Source organism: Dokdonella aquatica (assembly GCF_051987395.1).
GTDB lineage: Bacteria > Pseudomonadota > Gammaproteobacteria > Xanthomonadales > Rhodanobacteraceae > Dokdonella.
The window spans coordinates 1,924,659-1,944,732 of sequence record NZ_CP197094.1; the positions used below are offsets into that span (position 1 = coordinate 1,924,659).

Annotated in this window: 14 protein-coding genes; 6 read left to right on the plus strand and 8 right to left on the minus strand. The window is 69.4% G+C overall.

Annotated features, from left to right (window positions below; genetic code table 11):
- The first annotated feature begins 222 nt into the window (after positions 1-222).
- The 4 genes from ACQQ2N_RS08570 to ACQQ2N_RS08585 all read left to right on the plus strand — a co-directional run bounded on the left by ACQQ2N_RS08570 (position 223) and on the right by ACQQ2N_RS08585 (position 6,900).
- Positions 223-1,482 (plus strand): MFS transporter, encoded by a 1,260-nt coding sequence (locus tag ACQQ2N_RS08570; protein WP_440225294.1) that lies wholly within the window; start codon positions 223-225, stop codon positions 1,480-1,482.
- A 367-nt stretch (positions 1,483-1,849) separates the two neighbouring features.
- Positions 1,850-2,599 (plus strand): nuclear transport factor 2 family protein, encoded by a 750-nt coding sequence (locus ACQQ2N_RS08575; RefSeq protein WP_440225295.1) that lies wholly within the window; start codon positions 1,850-1,852, stop codon positions 2,597-2,599.
- A gap of 235 nt (positions 2,600-2,834) precedes the next feature.
- Entirely contained in the window at positions 2,835-3,845 is a 1,011-nt protein-coding gene (gene bla / locus ACQQ2N_RS08580; protein WP_440225296.1) for a subclass B3 metallo-beta-lactamase, read from the plus strand.
- A gap of 700 nt (positions 3,846-4,545) precedes the next feature.
- Positions 4,546-6,900: a hypothetical protein gene (locus ACQQ2N_RS08585; RefSeq protein ID WP_440225297.1), complete on the plus strand. Its 2,355-nt coding sequence runs from the start codon at positions 4,546-4,548 to the stop codon at positions 6,898-6,900.
- A gap of 45 nt (positions 6,901-6,945) precedes the next feature.
- On the opposite strand, the gene ACQQ2N_RS08590 is transcribed toward ACQQ2N_RS08585, so the two are convergent.
- Positions 6,946-7,656 (minus strand): GDSL-type esterase/lipase family protein, encoded by a 711-nt coding sequence (locus ACQQ2N_RS08590; protein ID WP_440225298.1) that lies wholly within the window; start codon positions 7,654-7,656, stop codon positions 6,946-6,948.
- Positions 7,653-8,738, minus strand: coding sequence for an ABC transporter ATP-binding protein (locus tag ACQQ2N_RS08595; RefSeq protein WP_440225299.1), 1,086 nt, complete (start codon positions 8,736-8,738; stop codon positions 7,653-7,655). The genes ACQQ2N_RS08590 and ACQQ2N_RS08595 overlap by 4 nt, the downstream gene beginning before the upstream one ends.
- Before the next feature lie 222 nt (positions 8,739-8,960).
- On the opposite strand from ACQQ2N_RS08595, the gene glk reads away from it, so the two are divergent.
- Positions 8,961-9,968 (plus strand): glucokinase, encoded by a 1,008-nt coding sequence (gene glk / locus ACQQ2N_RS08600; RefSeq protein ID WP_440225300.1) that lies wholly within the window; start codon positions 8,961-8,963, stop codon positions 9,966-9,968.
- A gap of 35 nt (positions 9,969-10,003) precedes the next feature.
- On the plus strand, positions 10,004-10,897 hold the full coding sequence (locus ACQQ2N_RS08605; RefSeq protein WP_440225301.1) for an alpha/beta hydrolase family esterase: 894 nt from the start codon (positions 10,004-10,006) through the stop codon (positions 10,895-10,897).
- An 18-nt stretch (positions 10,898-10,915) separates the two neighbouring features.
- Here ACQQ2N_RS08605 and ACQQ2N_RS08610 read toward each other — a convergent pair whose 3' ends face one another.
- The 6 genes from ACQQ2N_RS08610 to ACQQ2N_RS08635 all read right to left on the minus strand — a co-directional run bounded on the left by ACQQ2N_RS08610 (position 10,916) and on the right by ACQQ2N_RS08635 (position 20,010).
- Positions 10,916-12,001 carry an alpha/beta hydrolase gene (locus tag ACQQ2N_RS08610; RefSeq protein ID WP_440225302.1) on the minus strand — a complete coding sequence of 362 codons (1,086 nt, stop codon included), beginning with the start codon at positions 11,999-12,001 and terminating at the stop codon, positions 10,916-10,918.
- A gap of 29 nt (positions 12,002-12,030) precedes the next feature.
- Positions 12,031-15,219 carry a discoidin domain-containing protein gene (locus ACQQ2N_RS08615; RefSeq protein WP_440225303.1) on the minus strand — a complete coding sequence of 1,063 codons (3,189 nt, stop codon included), beginning with the start codon at positions 15,217-15,219 and terminating at the stop codon, positions 12,031-12,033.
- Positions 15,220-15,513: 294 nt separating this feature from the next.
- Positions 15,514-16,335, minus strand: a complete 822-nt coding sequence (locus tag ACQQ2N_RS08620) for a carbohydrate ABC transporter permease (protein WP_440225304.1) — start codon at positions 16,333-16,335, stop codon at positions 15,514-15,516.
- Positions 16,332-17,210, minus strand: coding sequence for a carbohydrate ABC transporter permease (locus ACQQ2N_RS08625; RefSeq protein WP_440225305.1), 879 nt, complete (start codon positions 17,208-17,210; stop codon positions 16,332-16,334). The genes ACQQ2N_RS08620 and ACQQ2N_RS08625 overlap by 4 nt, the downstream gene beginning before the upstream one ends.
- Complete coding sequence (locus tag ACQQ2N_RS08630) at positions 17,207-18,520, minus strand: sugar ABC transporter substrate-binding protein (RefSeq protein WP_440225306.1); 1,314 nt, start codon at positions 18,518-18,520, stop codon at positions 17,207-17,209. Before ACQQ2N_RS08630 ends, ACQQ2N_RS08625 begins: the two co-directional genes overlap by 4 nt.
- Positions 18,517-20,010, minus strand: coding sequence for a glucoamylase family protein (locus ACQQ2N_RS08635; RefSeq protein WP_440225307.1), 1,494 nt, complete (start codon positions 20,008-20,010; stop codon positions 18,517-18,519). The genes ACQQ2N_RS08630 and ACQQ2N_RS08635 overlap by 4 nt, the downstream gene beginning before the upstream one ends.
- Between the last annotated feature and the right edge of the window lie 64 nt (positions 20,011-20,074).

The window sequence follows — 20,074 nt, forward strand, 5'->3', positions numbered from 1 at the left end:
TGCCGCCCATGTGCCCGACGTGCGGCCTGCGCCATTTCTCCACGGTTCGCGCGGCGGCGCGCACGGGGTGTTCCGTTATCATTCGCGACGCACCGCGCGTCGCGTGGTCGCCGTAAGCGTTCACGTCAATCAACGCGCCAACGTCTCCGGCATGCCGGACCCGTCGTGCCGCCGTCCGCGGGCACGGGGCGCAGTCGCTTGACCGGTCCACGAGGAACGCCCTTGAACGCTTCGACTCCCGCACCGGCGCCGCCGGTCGCCTTCGCCGCCCTGCGGCACCCCGGTTTCCGCGCGTACTTCCTGCTTTCGGCCCTCGCGATGATGGCCGACAACATCGAGCACGTGATCAGCTACTGGGTCATCTTCGGCAAGTTCAACTCACCCGCGCTCGGCGGCTTCGCGGTGGTCTCGCACTGGCTGCCGTTCCTGCTGTTCTCGGTGTACTCGGGCGCGCTCGCCGACCGCTTCGATCCGCGCCGCATGATCCAGCTCGGCATGGTGCTCTTCATGGGCGTGTCGATCGCCTGGGGCGTGCTGTTCGTGACCGACATGCTGGAGGTCTGGCATGCGGCCGTGCTGCTGATCATCCACGGCCTCGCCGGCGTGCTGTGGGGGCCGCCGTCGCAGCTGCTGCTGCACGACATCGTCGGCCGCGAGCACCTGCAGAGCGCGGTGCGCCTCAACGCGACCGCGCGCCAGCTCGGCATGCTCGCCGGTCCCGGCGTCGGTGGCGGCCTGCTGCTGTGGCTCGGCCCCAAGACCGGCATCCTCGTCAACGCACTGCTCTACCTGCCCTTCATCCTGTGGCTCGCGGTCGCGCCATATGGCCCGAAGTTCCGCGCGGCCGGCACGGTCGTGGCGACGCGTGCGGTGCGCACGCTCGGTGACATCGGCCGTGCGCTGGGCGAGATCGCGCACCATCGCGTGATCCTCGCGATGACGATCCTCGCCGGCGCAGCGTCGCTGTTCATCGGCAACGCCTACCAGGCGCAGATGCCGGGCTTCGCCCACGATCTCGGCCAGGGCAAGGCCGACTTCTTCTACAGCATGCTGCTCGCCGCCGACGCGGCGGGCGCACTGACCGCCGGCATCGTGCTCGAGAGCCGCAACCTGCTGCAGCCGCGTGCGCGCACGGCGTGCTTCCTCGCGATGACGTGGTGCGTCGCGCTGGCTTCTTTCGCACTGACCTCGAGCTACCCGCTCGCACTCGCGCTGCTGTTCGTCGCGGGCTTCGTCGAACTGTCGTTCAACGCGATGGCGCAGACGCTGGTGCAGCTCGAGGCGCCGGCCGAGCTGCGTGGCCGCGCGATAGGCGTGTTCAACATGTTCGCGATGGGCATGCGCACGTTCAGCGGCATCACCGTCGGCCTCGTCGGTGCGAGCATCGGCATCCACTGGTCGCTCGCCCTGAGCGGCGCGGTGCTGTTCGTCGTGATCGGCGCGCTCGTGCGGTTCGGCCTGAAGGTGCCGCGCGCGGCCTGACGCCACGTGGATCGCGTGCCTGCCTGCTCACGTTGCGGGCAGGCGTGCGCTTCGGTCGCCCGCGCTGCGGACGAAAGGCGCCGCGCCCGGTGGCACCACATGCTCGCACCAGGCCTGTCGCCACGGCATCGACAGCCGGGGTCAGGTTCATTCGTGCATGCGGTACCTCCAGGCTCGCAGGTCCGTTCGGACGAATGAACCTGACCCCAGCTCTGGACGCCGGTCCTATGCCGCGGGCAGTGTCTGGTGAATCGGGTAGGCACGGGTGTGGCCCCGCCTGTTTCAGTTGCACGTGGAGAACGCCGGAGGTGACGCACGCCTTCCGACCGCGCAGACTGCGGTCGTCCCCGGCAATGCGGAGCGAGCGATGCGGACGTTGCGAACGGTTGGATGGCTCTTCGCGGCGTGGTTGGCCGCCATGTCGGCTCATGCGGAAACGGTCGATCCCGTGATCGCGCAGGTGCAGGCACGCGATGCCGAGATCGCCGCCGCGCACGGTCGTGGCGATCTCGAGGCCTACCGTGCCGGCCTGTCGTCGCGATACACCTACGTCGACATCGGCGGCAAGCGCGTCACCGCGGACATGCTGCTGCAGCGGCGCGAAGGCGACCAGCGCCGCGTCGTGTCGTCGAAGGCTTCCGAAGACGAAGCGGTGCGCATCGCCGACGACGTGGTGCTGCTGCGCGGCCTGGAGGAAAGCAAGGCGCTGTACTTCGGCGGTCTGCCGCGCCACGGCCTGTCGCGCTGGACCGCATTGTGGGTACGCGAAGACGACGGCGTCTGGCGCATCATCGCCGAGACGTCGACACCCGTGCGCAAGAGCGAGGCACTGCCGTTCGTGCACGCGCCGCAGCCGGCGTCGACGCTCGAGGCGCTCGCCGGGCGCTGGTCCATCGCGACCGAGCCACCGCTCGAGCTGACGCTCTCGGCCCACGACGGCACGCTCGTCGGCACGCTCGCGGGAGCGTCGGCGCGCTTCACGTTCAAGCCGGCCTCGGCGACGCACTGGTTCGCCGAAGAGCGTCCGTTCGAACTGCGCATCGCCGCGGACGGCAGAACGATGGATCTCGTCACGTGGGGCACGGCGACGGCGGCGAGGCGTGTCGTGGAACCGTGATGCACTCACGTGAAGCGATGGCTCGAGCATCCCGATGGTGAGATCGCGTGCGACGTCGGGCCATGCGCATCACGCAGGCTCAAGCCCGCACGGCGGATTTCACGATCGTCAGCGAAGGCCGAACCCGTGGCTCGCATGCCTTGCATGCACGGATGGTCTCGTCGCTCTCGTGCTGCGCGGCGGCTTCGCATGTCCACGGTGGAATCGCCTGCGGCGGTTCCGCCCTGCGCGTCACGTGCTCGCGGAAGGTTGCGGCAGGGGATCGACTAGACTGGTGTGCAAGCCCGATGCGCGATGCCCCCTGAGCATCGAGAGCGGCCTCGCATGGATCCCGGAGCACGTCGTGTACGTTCGATCGCTCGTTCTCGCGTTGACCTTCTTCTGCAGCATCCAGGATGCGTCGGCGCATGATCCGTCGCCCGGCACCGACGCTGCCGCGTGCGTCAACGACGCGTCGTGGGTGGCCGAGCAGGCGCCGTTCCGGATCCACGGCGACACCTGGCATGTCGGCCCGCGCGGGCTCGGCGTGTTTCTGATCAAGGCACCGACCGGGCATGTGCTCATCGATGGTGGCGTTCCCGCGAACGCGGCGCTCGTCGAGAACAACCTGCGCAGCCTCGGCGTCGACCTGCACGACATCAAGTGGATCCTCAATTCGCAGGCGCATTGCGACCATGCGGGCGCGATCGCGCAGCTCGCGCGCGACACCGGCGCGCAGGTGATCGCGGGTGCCGCGGACGAGGCCTTGCTCGCGCGCGGCGGGCGTGACGATCCGCAGTTCGCCGACCGCTTCACCTATCCGCCCGTGCGCGTCGACCGCACGGTGCGCGACGGCGAGGCCCTGCGTCTCGGCGACCTGACGCTGACCGCGCACGCGACGCCGGGACATACACCGGGCAACACGACGTGGGCGTGGCGATCATGCGAAGACGGACGCTGCCTCGACATCGTGTTCGTCGGCAGCCTGTCGGCACCCGACTACAGGCTCGTCGACAACGCCGCGTATCCCGGTCTCGTGGACGATTTCGAGCGCAGTTTCGCGAAGGTCGCCGCGCTGTCCTGCGACCTCGCGCTGGCGCCGCATCCCGGCATGATCGGCTTCTGGGAGCGCGTGGAGAAGGGCGGGAAGATCGATCGCACGGCGCTCGTCGATCCCTCGCAATGCCGCCGCTATGCCGAACGTGCCCGCGAGGCCTTCGGGAAAGAACTGGCCACGCAACGCAAGGCAGCGGCCTCGCGCAACTAGCCCGGGCCGGCCGGCAACGCGCGCCTGCACGCGCCGCAAGGCACGCCGCTTCGGCCGCTACGTGCCGAGTCGTGGAGATTCGGCGCGTGGCGTGACGCTGCCGCGAATGCCTCGGGTCACGCGTGGGCGTGTCCGCGACACGCCGCATGGGGCTGCGCCTGTCATGCGACTCGCGCTACCCTCGGGGTTCGACCGGGGGAGGTTGCCAACACGCAGGAGTCCGCTCCATGCGTCAGGGAAGTGCCGCCGGCAGTCATGACAGGGAGGGAGTTTCATGAAGTCCAGCATCGCATCCGTTGTCGTCACGCTTTCCGTGGCGGCATGGGCGTCCCAGACAGGTGCCACATGGCATGCATCGGGTCCTGCGGGCGGTGGCGTTGCCGTGATCGTGAACGATCCGGCAGCGCCGGAGCACATCTACCTTCAGACCGCGAACGGGAGTTATGCGTCTTCCGACCAAGGCGGGAACTGGCAGCGGATCGGCGGTGGCCTGCCGCTGCAGCAGCCCATCGGGCGAGGTGGTGCAGCCACCGTAGTGGCATCCGGTGCGGTGTTGCATGCGCCGGACGGTGGATGTCAGCGCCTGTTTCGATCTGACGACCATGGCCGGACCTGGGCAGTGCAAGGCGTCTTGCCCGGTCTCGAAGCCTGCTCGACAGGGATCGTGCGGACACGTGGACAGCAGTCGCGATTCATCGGCATGGGTCAGGCGGGCGTGTACCTCAGTGCCGACGGCGTCCAGTTCGATCTCGTGCCCGGAGCCTTTCCTGCAGGATCGGCGATCGCCCTTCGCGCCAGTCCCGCACAGGACGGTGTCGCCATCGCGATCCGCCAGCCGCAGGGAAGCCAGTCGCTCGAGGTGTACCGGACGGCCGACTCGGGCGCCACATGGACGCTTGTCCGCTCCGTGCCGGAGTGGGACTGGAACAGGATCACGATGCCCGTGATCACCTTCGGTGCCGGCGGAAGCGTCTTCGTCTACCTGACGTTGAACAGCTACCGGAGCGACGATGGTGGCATCACATGGCAGGAACTGGGATGGTGGGGCGTGCCGGCGGTGGCTCATCCCTCGTTCCCCGGTCTCGTCTATGCCGTCGACGAGGCCAACACGCTTCGCATGTCGACGGACGGGGGCGTGTCGTTCTCCGCCGTTCCGGGATCCGCGGCCATCCAGGGTCCCGCCGGTCCGGCGACGATCGTCTCGCTCGCGATCGTTCCGAGGGCGGACACCCACGATCTGCTCGCGGGTACGACGGAAGCCGGGCTTTTCAGGTGGCGTGATGGGCAATGGCAGCGCTCCGATGAAGGATTGACTGCACCGGTTCGCGCGCTCGCGATTCATCCTTCGGCTCCAGGCTACGCACTCGCGGCATCCCAGACCCAGCACGGGATCTTCCGGGGACAGCTCGAAGAAGGGCTTGTCGCGTCGACGTCGACGCCCCGCCATATCGGCATCCGCGCGCTGGTGTTCGATCCGACCAGCGGCGGCGCGCCGGCGACGTCCACGGTGTTCGCAGGCGGCACCGGTTGGCAGGGAAACGGAACCACGACGCCGTTCACCACGGGGCTGTGGAAGAGTATCGATGGGGGCGATACGTGGACGGATATCGGCCATGCCGACTTCGGCGTGGGCGCGAGTCTGGGCCAGGTTCGCGACATCGCGCTGGATCCGCGCTCGTGCGTGAACCCGCCGGCACTGCCTGCCGCGTGTACCGTGGGGCCGCTGCGAACGTTGTATGCCACGAGTACGGGAAGAAGCACGATGGGCGTCACGTCCCATCGCATCATCAAGTCCGTCGATGGTGGCGAGCGCTGGTCGGATATCGACGGCCTTCCGAAACCCGTTTCGGGTTCGGGTCAGGTCCTGACGACGGTCGCCGTGATCGTCGATCCGTTCGACACGCAGACCTTGTACGTCGCGACGTCGTGGTCGGGTGCGAGTGGCAGTGCTGCAACACTTGCGAACGGCGTCTTCCGCAGCACGGATGGAGGCGCGTCGTGGTCGTTGCGATCGAGCGGTATGCCCCTGGCGCCGGGCTCGATCTCGTCGCATCACAGCGTCTACGCGCTCGCGATGGATCCGGGAAATCCTTCCCGGTTGTGGGCGGCGGTGGCGGGGTTGCCTGCCGGAGGCGGCGACTCGACGATCTACCGCAGCGATGACGGCGGTGCGCAATGGATGCCTTCGAGCTCGGGCATCACCGCGGGCGACATCCGTTCGATCGCGGTCGATCCCGTGACGCCCTCGACGTTGTACGCCGCGGCGTCGGGGCGCGTGGGGCATCCTGCCGGCGTCTACCGCTCCATCGATGGTGGCGTGACCTGGCGCTCGATCAGCGTCGGCCTCGGGGCCGAAGGCGTGCTGACTGTCGCCGTCGACCGCAGCATGCCGTCGACCGTGGTCGCGGGTGGAACGCGTGGCGTGAGCATGTTGAACCTCGAGGCCGACGCCGATGCGGACGGCGTTCCCGACGCGGTCGAGCAAGCCGGTCCCGGCGGCGGTGACGCGAACGGTGACGGCATCCCCGACCATCTGCAGGCGCACGTCGCCTCGATCGATGCGTCGGCCGTGTCGGGCCGCTGGCACGGTGGCAGTGCGATCGGGCAGGGGGCGGGAACGGGGCGTGTCGTGATCGAAGTGCAAGGCGATGCCGCCGGCACGTGCACGCAACTCGTCGATGCGCAGCTCGTCGATCCCGCCGACCGTCTGCTCGACATCGTGGATGGCGTGCGCTTCGTCGCGGCGACGCCGCTGGTGCGCTTCGAGATCCTCGACTGCCCTTCCGCGGACGTGATCGTGTCGTGGCCGGGCAGCGTGTTGCCGCCCGGCGCGCAGTGGCGCTTCCATGGCGCTTCGGCACCGGGCAGCGATGCGCTCGGATGGCACGATTTCTCGTCGCAGGCCGTCGATCTCGGCGGCGGACGCTGGCGCCTCCGCCTCGCCGCGGGTGGCTTCGGCAGCTACCGCCCCGCGAGTTCGCAGGCGATCCTGTTCGAGGGCGCGCTTTCGGTCTCCGACGACCGTCTCTTCAGCGACGGCTTCGATCCGCGTTGAAGGCCTGGCATCACGAGGCAGCCGTGGGCCGCCTCGTGATCGGCGTCACGGCTTCGTCGCGCCCGCGCGGATCACCGGACCGATGGTCTCGATCCATATCGCATAGCCCGCGCGATTCATGTGCAGGCGATCCTCGAGGAAGATGTCTTCACGCGGCACGCCGTTCGCGTCGAGCATCGGCGTGAAGATGTCGACGAGCTCGACGCCGCGCTGGGTCTTCGCCCACGCCGCGATCGCGTCGTTGGCGGCGCGTGACGACGACAGCAGGTTCGCGCGCGCGGGGCTCGGCTTGATCGCGATGTAGGCGATGCGCGTGTCGGGAAGATCCTTGCGCACGCGCGCGACGAACGCCTTGAAATCGTCGACGACCTGCTGCACCGAGCGGCCTGCGGCGAGGTCGTTGTCGCCCGCATAGAGCAGCACCAGGCGCGGCTTGTACGGCACGACGATGCGGTCGGCGTAGTGCGTCGAATCGCGAACCTCCGAGCCGCCGAAGCCGCGGCGCACGATGCGCACGTCGGGGAAGTCCTGCTCGAGCGAGGTCCAGAAGCGGATCGACGAGCTGCCGATGAACAGCACGCCGCCCGGTGCAGGCGGGTTCGTACGGTCGGCCGCCTCGAACGCGGCGATGTCGGCGCTCCAGGGATCCGGTGCGTCGGCGGCGCGCTGAGCGAATGCGGGCAGCGCGGCAAACAGCAGGACGAGCGCGAACAGCGCACGCTGCAGCGTGCGGCGCGTGAGGATGGGCGAGCTCATGACAGGCGGGCCTCCGTATGCGGATCGAACAGGTGCAGGCGCTCGGGTGCGAAACCGAGCGCGATCGTGCCACCCGGCTCGGGCAGTTCCTGCGGTGGCACGCGCGCGACGAGCGCCTGCTTGCCGCAGCGCAGGTTGAGGAAGATCTCGTTGCCGACCGGCTCGACGAGTTCGAGCTGGGCTTCGAGGCGTGCACCGGACGTTTCGCCCGTGACCGGTGCGAGATCCTCGGGGCGCAGGCCCGCGACGAGCTCGCGGCCGACGTGCGCGCGCGCGATCGCGTTGTCGCCGAGCGGCACGACCATGCAGCCCGTGTCGAGGCGCAGGCCGTCGCGTTCGATCACGGTGCCGCGCAGCAGGTTCATCGCCGGGCTGCCGAGGAAGCCCGCGACGAACAGGTTGACCGGGCGCGCGTACAGCGCCATCGGCGTGTCGATCTGCTGGATGCGGCCGTCCTTGAGCACGACGATGCGCTGGCCGAGCGTCATCGCCTCGATCTGGTCGTGGGTGACATAGATCATCGTAGTGCCGACGCGACGATGCAGGCGCGCGAGCTCGACGCGCATGGTCATGCGCAGGCGCGCATCCAGGTTCGACAGCGGTTCGTCGAGCAGGAACACGCTCGGGTTGCGCACGAGCGCGCGGCCGAGCGCGACGCGCTGGCGCTGGCCGCCCGAGAGCTGGCCCGGCTTGCGCGCGAGCATCGAGCCGAGTTCGAGCGTGTCCGCCGCTTCGGCGACGCGGCGCGCGATCTCGTCCTTCGGCGTGTCGCGCAGCTTGAGCCCGAAGCCGAGGTTCTCCTCGACCGTCATGTGCGGGTAGAGCGCGTAGCTCTGGAACACCATCGCGATGTCGCGGTCCTTCGGTGCGACGTCGTTGACGACGCGGTCGCCGATCGACAGCGTGCCCGAGCTGATCGTCTCGAGTCCGGCGATCATGCGCAGCAGCGTGGACTTGCCGCAGCCCGACGGCCCGACGAGGACGAGGAATTCGCCGTCCGCGATGTCGAACGTCGCGCCTTCGACACCGACGTGGCCGTTGTCGTAGACCTTGCGGACCGCATCCAGCCTGAGGCTCGCCATGAGGCATTCTCCCAACGTGTTGCGGTGCGGCATGAATGCCGCGACCGATCGCGCGATGCTTGGCAACCCGGCAATGTAATCGTTTTCAGCATGGCATGGCCAGTGCCGGGAGCCGACGTCTCGCACGACGCGCTGCATCGGTGTTGTCGTGCTGGCGCGCGCCACGCGTTTCGCGCTACGAAGACGACGGCCGCGCCAACGCCCCGAGGAGTTCCGATCCGCATGACGACCACCTTGCTCGCCGACGTCGGCGGCACCAACGTCCGCTTCGCGCTCGCCGACACCGAGGCCGCGCAACCGCTGGTCGAGGATTCGATCCGCCGCTACCGCGTCGCCGACTTCGCGGGTTTCGCCGACGCCGCGCGGCGCTACCTCGACGATGCCGGTGCGCGCGTGACACGTGGCGTGTTCGCGTTCGCGGGGCCGGTCGTCGGCGACGAGGTGCGCCTGACCAACCATCCTTGGACGACCTCGCTCGAAGGCACGCGTGCGGCACTCGGCCTCGACGGCGTGCGCGGGCTCAACGACTTCGCCGCGATGAGCCTGTCGCTCACGCTGCTCGACGATGCGCACGTCGAGGTGCTCGGTGGCATCGCGCCACGCGCACCGGGCGACGCCGCGCACCAGACCTTCGCGATCGCGGGGCCCGGCACGGGGCTTGGCGTCGGCGCGCTGCTCGTGCGCGACGGCCGCGTGCTCACGCTCGACACCGAAGGCGGGCACCTCAGTTTCGCGCCGCGCACCGCGCACGAGATCGAGATCCTGCGCGTGCTCACCGAACGCTTCGGACGCGTGTCCAACGAGCGCCTGCTGTGCGGATCGGGCCTGGTCAACCTCTACCACGCGCTCGGCACGATCGACGGCGTCGCCACGGAGGCCCTCGAGCCGGCCGACGTGACGCTGCGTGCGCAGCACGGCGACGATGCCTTGTGCGTGCGCGCGGTCGAAGGCTTCTGCGAGATGCTCGGCGCGGCCGCGGGCGACCTCGTGCTCGCGTTCGGCGCGTGGGACGGCGTCTACCTCACCGGCGGGCTCACGCCGCGCCTGCGCGCTTGGTTCCACAGCGAGGCGTTCCGCCGCCGCTTCGAGGACAAGGGGCGCTTCGCCGCGCGCATGGCGCAGGTGCCGACGGTCGCGGTGCTGCACCACGATGCGGGTCTTCTGGGAACCGCCGCACAGGCAGTGCTCGACGCAGGTCTCGTTCTCGTGCCGCGTCGCCGCGTAGGGTAGGGCGCTCCGCCGACACGGAACCCGCGATGCCGAGGATGCTGCACACGATCGCATGGCCTGCGTTGGCGCTCGTCGCGCAGGCGGCCGGCGCGACGACGACCGCGCGCCTGCCCGACTGGATCTGCGCGCATCCCGACAGTGTGTTCGCGGACGCATTCGAAGGCGCGGCGTCCGTCGTCACGCTGCCTTCGGGCGGCAGCGGCGGCACGTTCCCGGGCAGCCTCATGCGCAGCGTCGCGGTGCCGGGCTTCGGCACGCGCACCTATTACCTGCACGTGCCGTCGAGCTACACACCGGGTCGCGCCGTGCCGCTCGTGTTCGCGCTGCACGGCCAGTCCGGCAGCGCGGCCTCGGCGCCGACCGCCGCCCAGTCCGTGCGCAACGCGTGGAGCAGCGTGGCCGAAGCCGGCGGTTTCATCGTCGTCGCGCCGGTTGCCACGGGTTCGAGCGGCGGCTGGGTCGCGCCGCCGCCGGGGCCGAGCGACTACGACACGTTCGCGGCCGTGATCGCCGACGTCGAGGCTGCGTACGCGATCGACCGCTCGCGCCGCATCGGTTGGGGCTTCTCGGCCGGCGGCCACGTCATGCACGACCTCGTGCTCAATCACTACAGCACGCAGGTCACGATCGACACGTTCGCGGGCTACGCGGTGAGTGCGGGCGCGCAGCAGGCCTTCGCCTGTGGCAACGCGTCGGAATGCAATACGCTCGTCGCGGCCGCATCGCGGCGCATCCCCGTGAGCCTGCACGTGGGCACCGGCGATTCGCTGCAGCCTTTCGTCGCGGCCGATCGCGACCGCTTCGCCGCGAACGGCTGGGTGCTCGGCGACACGCTGTGGTATGCGACGTTCACGGGTGGCCACGTCTACGCGAGCGCGCAGCTCGCCGAGGCCTGGCAGAACCTGTGCCCGTTCCAGGCGCTGCCCTGACGCAGGCCGCCCGCGGCGTCAGCGCGGCCGGTCGGGGTGCTTGCCGTCGAGCCAGCCGATGAGGTCGTCGAATGCCGACGTGACCGACGCCTGCGACATCGTGCAGTGGCCTTCGCGCGGCTCGATGCGCGTCACGAGGTTGGCCTCGCGACCGGTCTCGCGCAGGCGCTGTGCGTAGTGCCAGGCCATCGACGCGGGCACGAGCGGATCGCGGCTCGTGTGCAGCGCGACGAGCGGCCGTTCGAGGCGACCGGTCGGCGTGTACCAGCGCGACAGGTAGCGCGTCGCCTTCGCATCGGCGGTGTAGCGCACGACGCCGACGGCGAGCGCATCGTCGTCGCCGGTGCCCGTGTACGCGAACGCGCGGTTGTCGAAGGGATTGCCACCCGCGCGGCGCTGCATCTCGCCGATGACGTACGTCGAGAAGCCGATCACGCCGGGCAGGTTGTCGTCGTCCGAACCGGCCTGCAGCGCGCGCAGCGCCGCGGCAGCCGTCGGATTGCTGCGCAATGCCGCATCGATGCGCCCGCTCGTGCGGCCGTCGGGCATGAACAGCGGCGGCACCGGCGTGAGCGGACCGAGCAGACCGGGAAAGTAGTAGTCGAACGCGGCGCGCACGGCGAACTGGTGCTGCATCAGCGTGTCGGCCGGGGCGAGCACGCCGCACAGTGCGAGGCCGCCTGCATAGACCTTCGGCTGCGTCTCGAGCGCGTGCACGGTCAGCAGGCCGCCCATCGACATGCCCATCGCGAGCGTGCGCTTCGGCGCGCCGTGCAACCGCACGAAATGCTTGCGCAGGCGCTCGCTGTCGGCGCTGGCCTGCTCGACGGCCCAGCCGGTCTGCGCGTAGGCCGACTGTGCGACCGCGTAGCCGCGGTCGACGAGGTCCTGCAGCGGCGGATACAGCGCGGCGGTCTGCGGCAACGTGACCGGCTCGACCGAGTAGCCGTGGAAGTAGACGACGAGCGTGCGGTTCCAGTCGGCCGGCACGTCGATGCGCCACGCGGCGCCTTCGAGCGTGCCGGTGTGCGTGTCCACGCGCGACTCGAACGCGTGCAGGATCGGTGCGAACAGCAGGCAGACGAGCAGGGCGACGACGCGCATGGTGGTTCTCCGGTCGATGCGGTGCGCGCTCAGCGCGCCTTGGCCAGCGTCACGACGACGTCGGCTTTCGCGTTGGTCAGGCGCAGCTCGCCATCCTTCCACGTCGCATTGCGACCGTCGACGCGCGTGCGCGCGGGCACGAGGTCGGGCGGCAGCGTGAGCACCCAGCCACCGGGTGGCACGCGCGCGGCGTCGCCGCGCAGCGACAGCCGGATGCGCTCGCCGTCGCGGCGCAGCGTGTAGCCGAGCACGCCGTACGGCGTGTGCAGGCCGTCGAGCGTGATGCCGGTGGCGTCGATCCAGTCGGAGGTGAGGCCGCCGCCGAGCACGATCGCACGGTCCGACACGCGCTCGTAGGCGAACAGGTCGAGTGCGGCGCGGATGAAGTCCGAGGCGACCCAGCCGTGCGGCATGTCGCCGATGAAACGCGGTTCGCGTGCGTCGCGGCCGACCACTTCGGCCCACTGGTTCCAGGCCTGCGGGCGGCGGTCGCCGAAGAAGAACGCGATCGCCTCGTGCGCGCGTTCGCGCCAGCCCAGGCGCACGAAGGCCGAGACGTTGCGCCACTCGTACGGCGTGTAGTCCTTCCACGCACGCTGGCCGTCGCGGCGCTCGACGAACTCGCGCCAGTAGCGTTCGAACGTCGCCTCGAGCATCGCCGGCGGCAGGTGCTCGCGCTCGCCGCCTGGCGACAGGGCCATCGTCGTGGACGTCGCGTCGAAGTCACCGAGATCGGCCGCGCCCGGAATGAACGTGATGCCGAAGCGCTTCGCGCTCGCGTCGAGCGAGGCGAGGATGTCGGCGCGGAACGCGTCGCGAGAGAGTGCCAGGCGCGTCGCGTCGGCGTCGCGGTCGAGCTGGCGCGCGAGCGTCTCGGCGCTCGTGTAGCCGATCAGGCCCCAGAAGTTGTCCCAATGCGAGTAGGCCGGCTTGGCCGAATAGCCTTCGTGGCTGATCGACGGCGGCAGCAGGCCGTAGCGCTCGGTGCCGCGGTTGGCGTCGGTGCGCTCGCTCGCGCGAAGCTCGTCCATGTAGCGCGTGGCCTTGTCGACGTGCGGCCACATCGCCTCGGCGAGCGCGCGGTCCTGCGTGTAGCGCGCGACCTCGGCGGCGAGGAACGCGAGCTCGCCGTGGCTGTCGTTCTCGGGCACGGGATCCGAGCCACGCGCGTCGACGCAGCACGGCACCTTGCCGTTGGCGAACTGGAACGGCGCGTACCACTCGAGGAACTCGCGCGCCTCGGTCGCGTGGCCCATGCGCAGCAGTGCCTCGGACGTCATCGCGCCGTCGCGGATCCACGAGCGCGCGTAGGAGCGCGTGCCGGGACGGATCTTCACGCCGTCGCGGTTGATCAGCACGTGCGCGAGCGAGGTGCGCAGCGTATCGACGAGGGGCTGCATGCCCGCCGGTCCGGCCAGCTTCACGCGGTCGAGCTTGGCACGCCATTCGGCTGCGACGCTGCCGCGCTGCACGTCGACCCAGCCCTGCAACGCGTCGGACGGCAGGTTCGGCGTGCGCGGCGTGCCGCTCAGCGGGATGCCAAGCGTGATCGTGCGCGAAGCCCTGGCATCGAGCTCGAGGCGGTAGACGAGTGCGCCCGAAGCGAGGCCGGTCTCGTCGCGCACGTATGTCGCCTCGGGAAGGCGATCACGTGACAGGTGCTGCGCGACCATGTCCTGGTCGAACGGCGTCGCGAAGAACGACGTCGGCGCGACCATCGGCCACACGCGCGGCTTGCCGTCGACGTTGACGCTGCGGCCGTCGAACCCGAGTTCGCGGATCGGACTGACGCCACCCGGCGTGGTCAGGAACTGCACGGGCGGGTTGACCTGGAACGGCTGCACCGCGAGTGCGAGCGTGAGCGTCTTCGGTGCGTCCGTGTCGTTGCTGAGCGTGTAGGTCGCGAACAGGCGCGAGGTTTCGGTGTCGCCCTGCGCGAACGCGTCGATGTCCAGATGCCACGACGGCGTACCGTCGCGTGCGCCGTCCCAGCGCACGCCCGGCATCGGCAGATGCGCATCGGCAAGGCGCTGCGTGATCGCGACATCGGCCCATGAGCGTGGCGGCGTGCCTTCCTCATCGGATTCGCGCACGAACGGCGTGATCGAGAAGCCGCCGCGCGCGACCTCGATCGCGCCGTCCTCGCCGATCAGGCCGCTCTCGTGTCCGCCGTCGATGCCGACCAGGGTCCAGTAGGTCTGCTCGCCCGAGAAGCCGCGCGGATACTGTCCGCGCGGTGCGTCGGCCGCGATCGCCTGCAGGAACGTGTTCGGCGTCGCGCCGACGGCGATGTCCTGCACGTCGACCGAAGACAGTGCGTACTCGCTGCCGGGACCGTCGTGCAGCACGAGGCGCAGGCGGCGCGCCTCGGATTCGGTGAGCAGCAGGTGGTCGACGCCGCCGTTGCCGTGCTCGACGCGGCGCAGCATGCGCCAGCGCCGACCGTCGTCGGAGGCCTCGACGTCATAGCGGCTTGCGTAGGCGCCATCGGCCCAGTGCAATGTCAACGCGCCGAACTCGCGGGGGCGCGTGAAGTCGATCGTGAGCGTACGCGGCGTGCCTTCACGACGCGTCGTGCGCCAGGCGATCGCGTCGTCGGGCGGATTGCCCACGAGTCCAGCCGGGACACGACCGGCATCGGACGTGAGCTTCGGCGCCGGCCATGTCGCCGGTGCGGGATCGCGCTCGGCGAGGCGCAGGTCGCGCAGGCAGACCTCGCCCTTGCCGCCCGTGTTCGCGTAGATCGTGAACTCGACGAACTGCGTGCGGCGCAGCGTCTTGTCCTCGAGCGGCCCCCAGGCCGGCGAGATGTGGCGCTTCTTGTAGCGCACGGGCGTCCACTCCGACGGGAACGTCGTCGAGGGCTTGCTGACCCACCAGACGTTGTCGCCGCTGTCGTCGATGAGCTTGAACTCGAACTGGTTGGCCGGGCCGCTGCCGCGCACCTCGAAGTCGAACGCGTAGTCGGCCGGGAACGCGAGCGGCAGCGTGCGGCGCATCGCGGCGTGGCCGGACACGCCGTTGAAGTCGTAGTCCAGGCACAGCGCACGGTCGAGCGGGCGCAGCGTCGCCGAGACCTGATCGGAGGCGAGTGCCTTCCACGGCTTCGGGTTACGGAAGTCGTCGATCACCTCGGCCGAAGCAAGCGTCGGCAGTGCGCCGAGCGAGAGGACGGCGGCGAGCGCGCGCAGGGAAAGGATGTCGATGCGTGCGGGCATGGGGATCTCCGTGGCGCGGGGCATGTGGATTCGAGGTGGCGTCATCGGCGGGGCGTGGCCGGTGTGATCCCGTCGGGCATCCGGGCGGGGCATGACGCGGAAGGATGCGCTCGTCTTGCGGCGGCATCGCGTCGCGTTGTCTCGTCCCCTTCTCCCACCGGGAGAAGGTGGCCCGAAGGGCCGGATGAGGGGCCGGTCCCGCGACGGGCATCGGACATCGTCACGTCACCGCACCCTCTCCCCAACCTCTCTCCCGGAGGGAGAGGGGCTCGAGCGCGACACGCCGCGCCAACCTCATCCCTTGACGCTTCCGAGCAGCAGGCCTTGGATGTAGTAGCGCTGCAGCACGAGGAACAGCAGCAGCACGGGCGTGATCGTCACGACCGAGCCGGCCATCATGAGTTCGTTGTCCATGACGTGCTCGCGCGACAGCGAGGCGAGCGCGACGGGCAGGGTCTGGTAGGTCTGGTCGCTGAGCACGATGAGCGGCCACATGAAGTCGTTCCAGCTCGCGAGGAACGTGAAGATCGCGAGCGTGACGATGATCGGCTTGAGCAGCGGCAGCACGATGCGCGCGAAGATGCGCAGCTCACCGGCGCCGTCGATGCGCGCGGCCTCGAGCAGCTCGTCGGGGATCGAACGCGCGTACTGGCGCACGAGGAAGATGCCGAAGATGCCGGCCATCGCGGGCACGATGATGCCGCCGTAGCTGTTGACGAGGCCGAGCGACTTCATGAGCAGGAACAGCGGGATCATCGCAACCTGTGCCGGGATCACGAGCGCACCGAGCAGGGTCTTGAACAGGCGCTCTCGCCCCCTGAAGCGCAGTTTCGCGAAGGCGTAGCCCGCGGCGAGGTTGAACGCGAGCGACAGCAGCGTCACCGCGCTCGCGATGAACGCGCTGTTGGCGAGGTAGCGGCCCATGCCGTCGCGCTCGAACAGCTGCGTGTAGTTGGCGAGCGTCGGCGAGCTCGGCAGCAGCGGTGGCGGGAACGCGCTCGCTTCGCCGGCCGGCATGAACGACACCGACAGCATCCATGCGAGCGGCGCGAGGCTCACGATCGCGAAGCCGATCAGCAGGCCGTTGACGAGGACCTTGGCGAGGCGCGGGTTCACGCCTGTTCCCCGCGGCGGCCGAGGCGCAGCATGAGCGCCGTGACGCCGAGGATCAGCGCGAACAGCAGGAACGCGACGGCCGAGGCGCGGCCGAGGTTCCACCACTTGAAGCCTTCCTCGAACATGAAGTACAGAACGCTCGTCGTGCTCTGCAGCGGGCCGCCGCGCGTCATCACGTAGGGCTCGGCGAACAGCTGGAAGTAGCCCGAGGTGGTGATGATCGCGACGAGCAGCATGGTCGGCTTGAGCATCGGCAGCGTGATGTGGCGCAGCTGCTTCCAGAACGAGGCGCCGTCGATGCGTGCGGCCTCGTACAGGTCGTGCGGGATCGCCTGAAGGCCGGCGAGCAGGATGATCATGTTGTAGCCGAAGTTCTTCCACACCGCGAACAGGATGATCGTCGGCATCGACCAGTCGGCACTGCCGAGCCAGTCGATCGGCGGGATGCCGACGAGGTCGAGCGTGTAGTTCACGAGGCCGTAGCGCGTGTGGAAGAAGTAGCGCCAGATCACCGCGACCGCGACGATCGTCGTGACCACGGGCGCGAACAGCGCGGTGCGGAAGAAGCCCTTGAAGCGCGCGAGCTTCGAATCGAGCAGCAGCGCGGCGGCGAGCGACACCGCGATCGACAGCGGCACGCCGACCAGCACGAAGTAGAACGTGTTGCCGAGCGACTGCCAGAACATCGGCGTACGCAGCAGGTCGAGGTAGTTGCCGAGGCCGACGAAACGCAGGTTGTCGCGGTCGGCGAGCGCGTAGAGGTCGAAGTCGGTCAGGCTCAGCGCGAACGCGGCGAGCACGGGCAGCAGGAAGAACACGCCGATGACGGCGAGCGCGGGCGTGACGAACAGCCAGGCGGCGCGGTTCGGATTCACTCCGCTGCCTCCTTGCGGTGCTCGAGGATCCAGCGGCGCTTCTCGAGGATCGCGTCGACCTCCTTGTCGAGTGCGGCAAGCGTCTTCGCAGGATCCGCGCCGCCACGCGCGACGCGCTCGGCGGCGCGCTGCATCTCGATGACGATGCGCTCCCACTCGGCCACCTTCGGCGTCGGCTTCACGCGCTCGAGCTGCTCGCGGAACGCGGCAGCGTGGCGGTCGTCGGCGAGCTGCGGATCGCTCCACACGCTGCGGCGCGGCGGCAGGTCGCCGGTGAGTTCGTGGAAGCGCAGCTGCACGGCCGGCTCGGCGAAGTACTCGATGAGCTTCCAGGCCGCGTCCTGCTTGTCCGACTGCCTGAACACGACGAGGCTGGTGCCGCCTGCGACGCTCGCACCGGCACCGTCGGGGCCCGGAAGCGGCATCGTCGTCCACTTGTCCTGGAAATCGGCCGGCAGGCGGCGCTGGAACTCGCCGATGTTCCACGGACCGTTGATGTAGAAGGCGAAGAAGCCGCGCGAGAACTCGTTCCAGACGTTCGAGATCTGGGTGTCGCTCATGCGCGGCGCCCACTCGCTCGCGAACATGCCGGTGTAGAAGTCGAACGAATCGCGGAAGTCGGGGCTCGAGAAGTTGCCGCGCGTGTCGTCGTCCTTGAGCAGCGGTGCGTCCTTCTGGATCGCAAGGCTCAGCAGCGGGCCGAACTCGTCGAGCGGCAGCAGGATCGAATAGTTCTTCGCACCGCCGAGCTGCTTGATCGCAGCCATCGCGCGGCGCCATTCGTTCCAGTCGCGCGGTGGCGTGGCGAAACCGGCCTCGGCGAGAAGGTCCTTGCGGTAGAACACGAGGCGCGTGTCGACGTACCACGGCACGCCGAGGGTCGCGCCGTCGATGACGTTGGTATCCCAGATGCCGGGGAAATAATCGTCGCGCGCGACCACCGACGATGCGGCGACGCGCGCGTCGAGCGGTTCGAGCGCTTCGAGCGCGGCGAACTCGGCGACCCAGCTGTTGCCGAGCTGGCCGACGTCGGGCAGTGCATCGCCTGCGAACGCGGTCAGCAGCTTCTCGTGCACGGCCGTCCACGGCAGCTGCTGGAGGCGGACACGGATGTCGGGATGGCGGCGCTCGAACTCGGGCAGCAGTTCGGCGACGACCTCGCCCTCGCGGCCCATCGCCCAGAACGTGATCGTCGTGCGCGTGTCGCGCGACGGCGCGCACGCCGCGAGCAGCGCGAGGCCGAGCGTGCAGGTGCACGCCGCGGCTGCGCGCCACGCGCGACGCGCGGCCGTCGGCGTGGATCGCGTCATGGCGTCTTCGCGGGCTCGGCAGGCTTCTCGAGCCAGCCACCCGTGAAACCGGCGCGCTCGAGGCCCTTGCGGATGTAGGGGTTCTTCTTCATGACCTCCCACACGAAGCCGTTGCGGTGGTTCTCGATCATGAGGACGATCGGGCCCTGGTCGATGCCGATGTAGTTGTCGTCGACCCAGCCGACGTCGGGCACGATGTGGCCGGTCTTGATCTCGACGTCGGTCCAGTTGAAGCTCGGGTTGATCGCGTCGATGAAGCCGTACTCGCGGTAGATGTGCTCGCCGTAGCGCGCCTTGAAGGCCTCGATGGCGGGGATCACGATGTCGGGCGCGAACGCGATCGACGCGGCCGCGGCGGTCGGCGCGAGCGTGCCGTCGTCGTAGGGATCGGCGAGGCCTGCGCCGCGCGCGGAGTAGTGACGGAACTCGCGCGGCACGAGGTTGTAGACCTGTGTCGTCACGGCCGGCCCGTCGCTCGCGGTGAGTCCCCAGATCGTCTCGCCGTAATCCTTCCAGCCCATCGGGTTGGCGATCGCGTAGTTGCGCTGGGCGACCGTGGCGCGACGGCTGTTCTCGAAGTAGTCGAAATCGTGCTCGCGCATCCACTCGTCGCGGATGCCGCGGAAGTCGACCCACGAATGCGAGTACTGGTGGCCGAAGTGCGGACCGAACGCGAGATATTTCTCGCCGTGGAACTCGCCGTAGGCATGGTCGTAGGTCTTCGTCCAGGCGGTCCATGCGGCCGGATCGACCGGATGCGTCGGCGAACCGAGCGCGAGGATGTAGACGAGCATGGCTTCGTTGTAGCCGATCCAGTCGTGGCTGATGACGCCGTCTTCCGGCACCCAGCCCATCGAGATCAGCGGCGAACGCTCCTGCAGCCACGGCCATTCGACGCGGCGGTAGATCGCGTCGGCGAGTGCGCGGATCTGCACCTCGTCGGCATCGGCACCGTCGTAGTAGCTCTGCGCGAACAGCACGCCGCCGAGCAGCAGCGCGGTGTCGACCGAGGACACCTCGACCCAGCGCGCATAGCGCAGGCCATTGGCGAGGCCGAGGAAGTGGTAGAAGAAACCGTGGTGGCCGGCATCGCTCTCGATGCTCGGGCCTTGCGGCAGGTCGTGCAGGAAGCGCAGCACCTTGAGCGTGCGCGCGCGTGCGTCCTCGCGCGTGACCCAGCCGCGTTCGACGCCGATGCCATAGGCGGTAAGGCCGAAGCCGATGGCCGCGATGCTCGAGAACGGCTCGACGTGCGGCGTGCGGTCGGGGATGAGGCCGTTGTCCTCGCGCGTGTGGTCCCAGAACCACTGGAACGAGCGCTTCTGGAGGTCCTCGACCGAGGCGGGCAGCGCGGGCGCTTCCGGCTTCGGTGTGGTGGTGTCGGCCGTGGCGGCCGGAGCCGGCGCGCTGGCCGAAGGCGGTGCGGGAGAGGTGCAGCCGGCAAGGGTCACGGCGGCGGCGAGCAGGGCAGGGGCGAAACGGAAGGCCATCGGGAATCTCTCGGTGGGAAGAAAGAGCGGCCGCCGTGCCGAGACAGCGGCGGCCGCGAAAGGC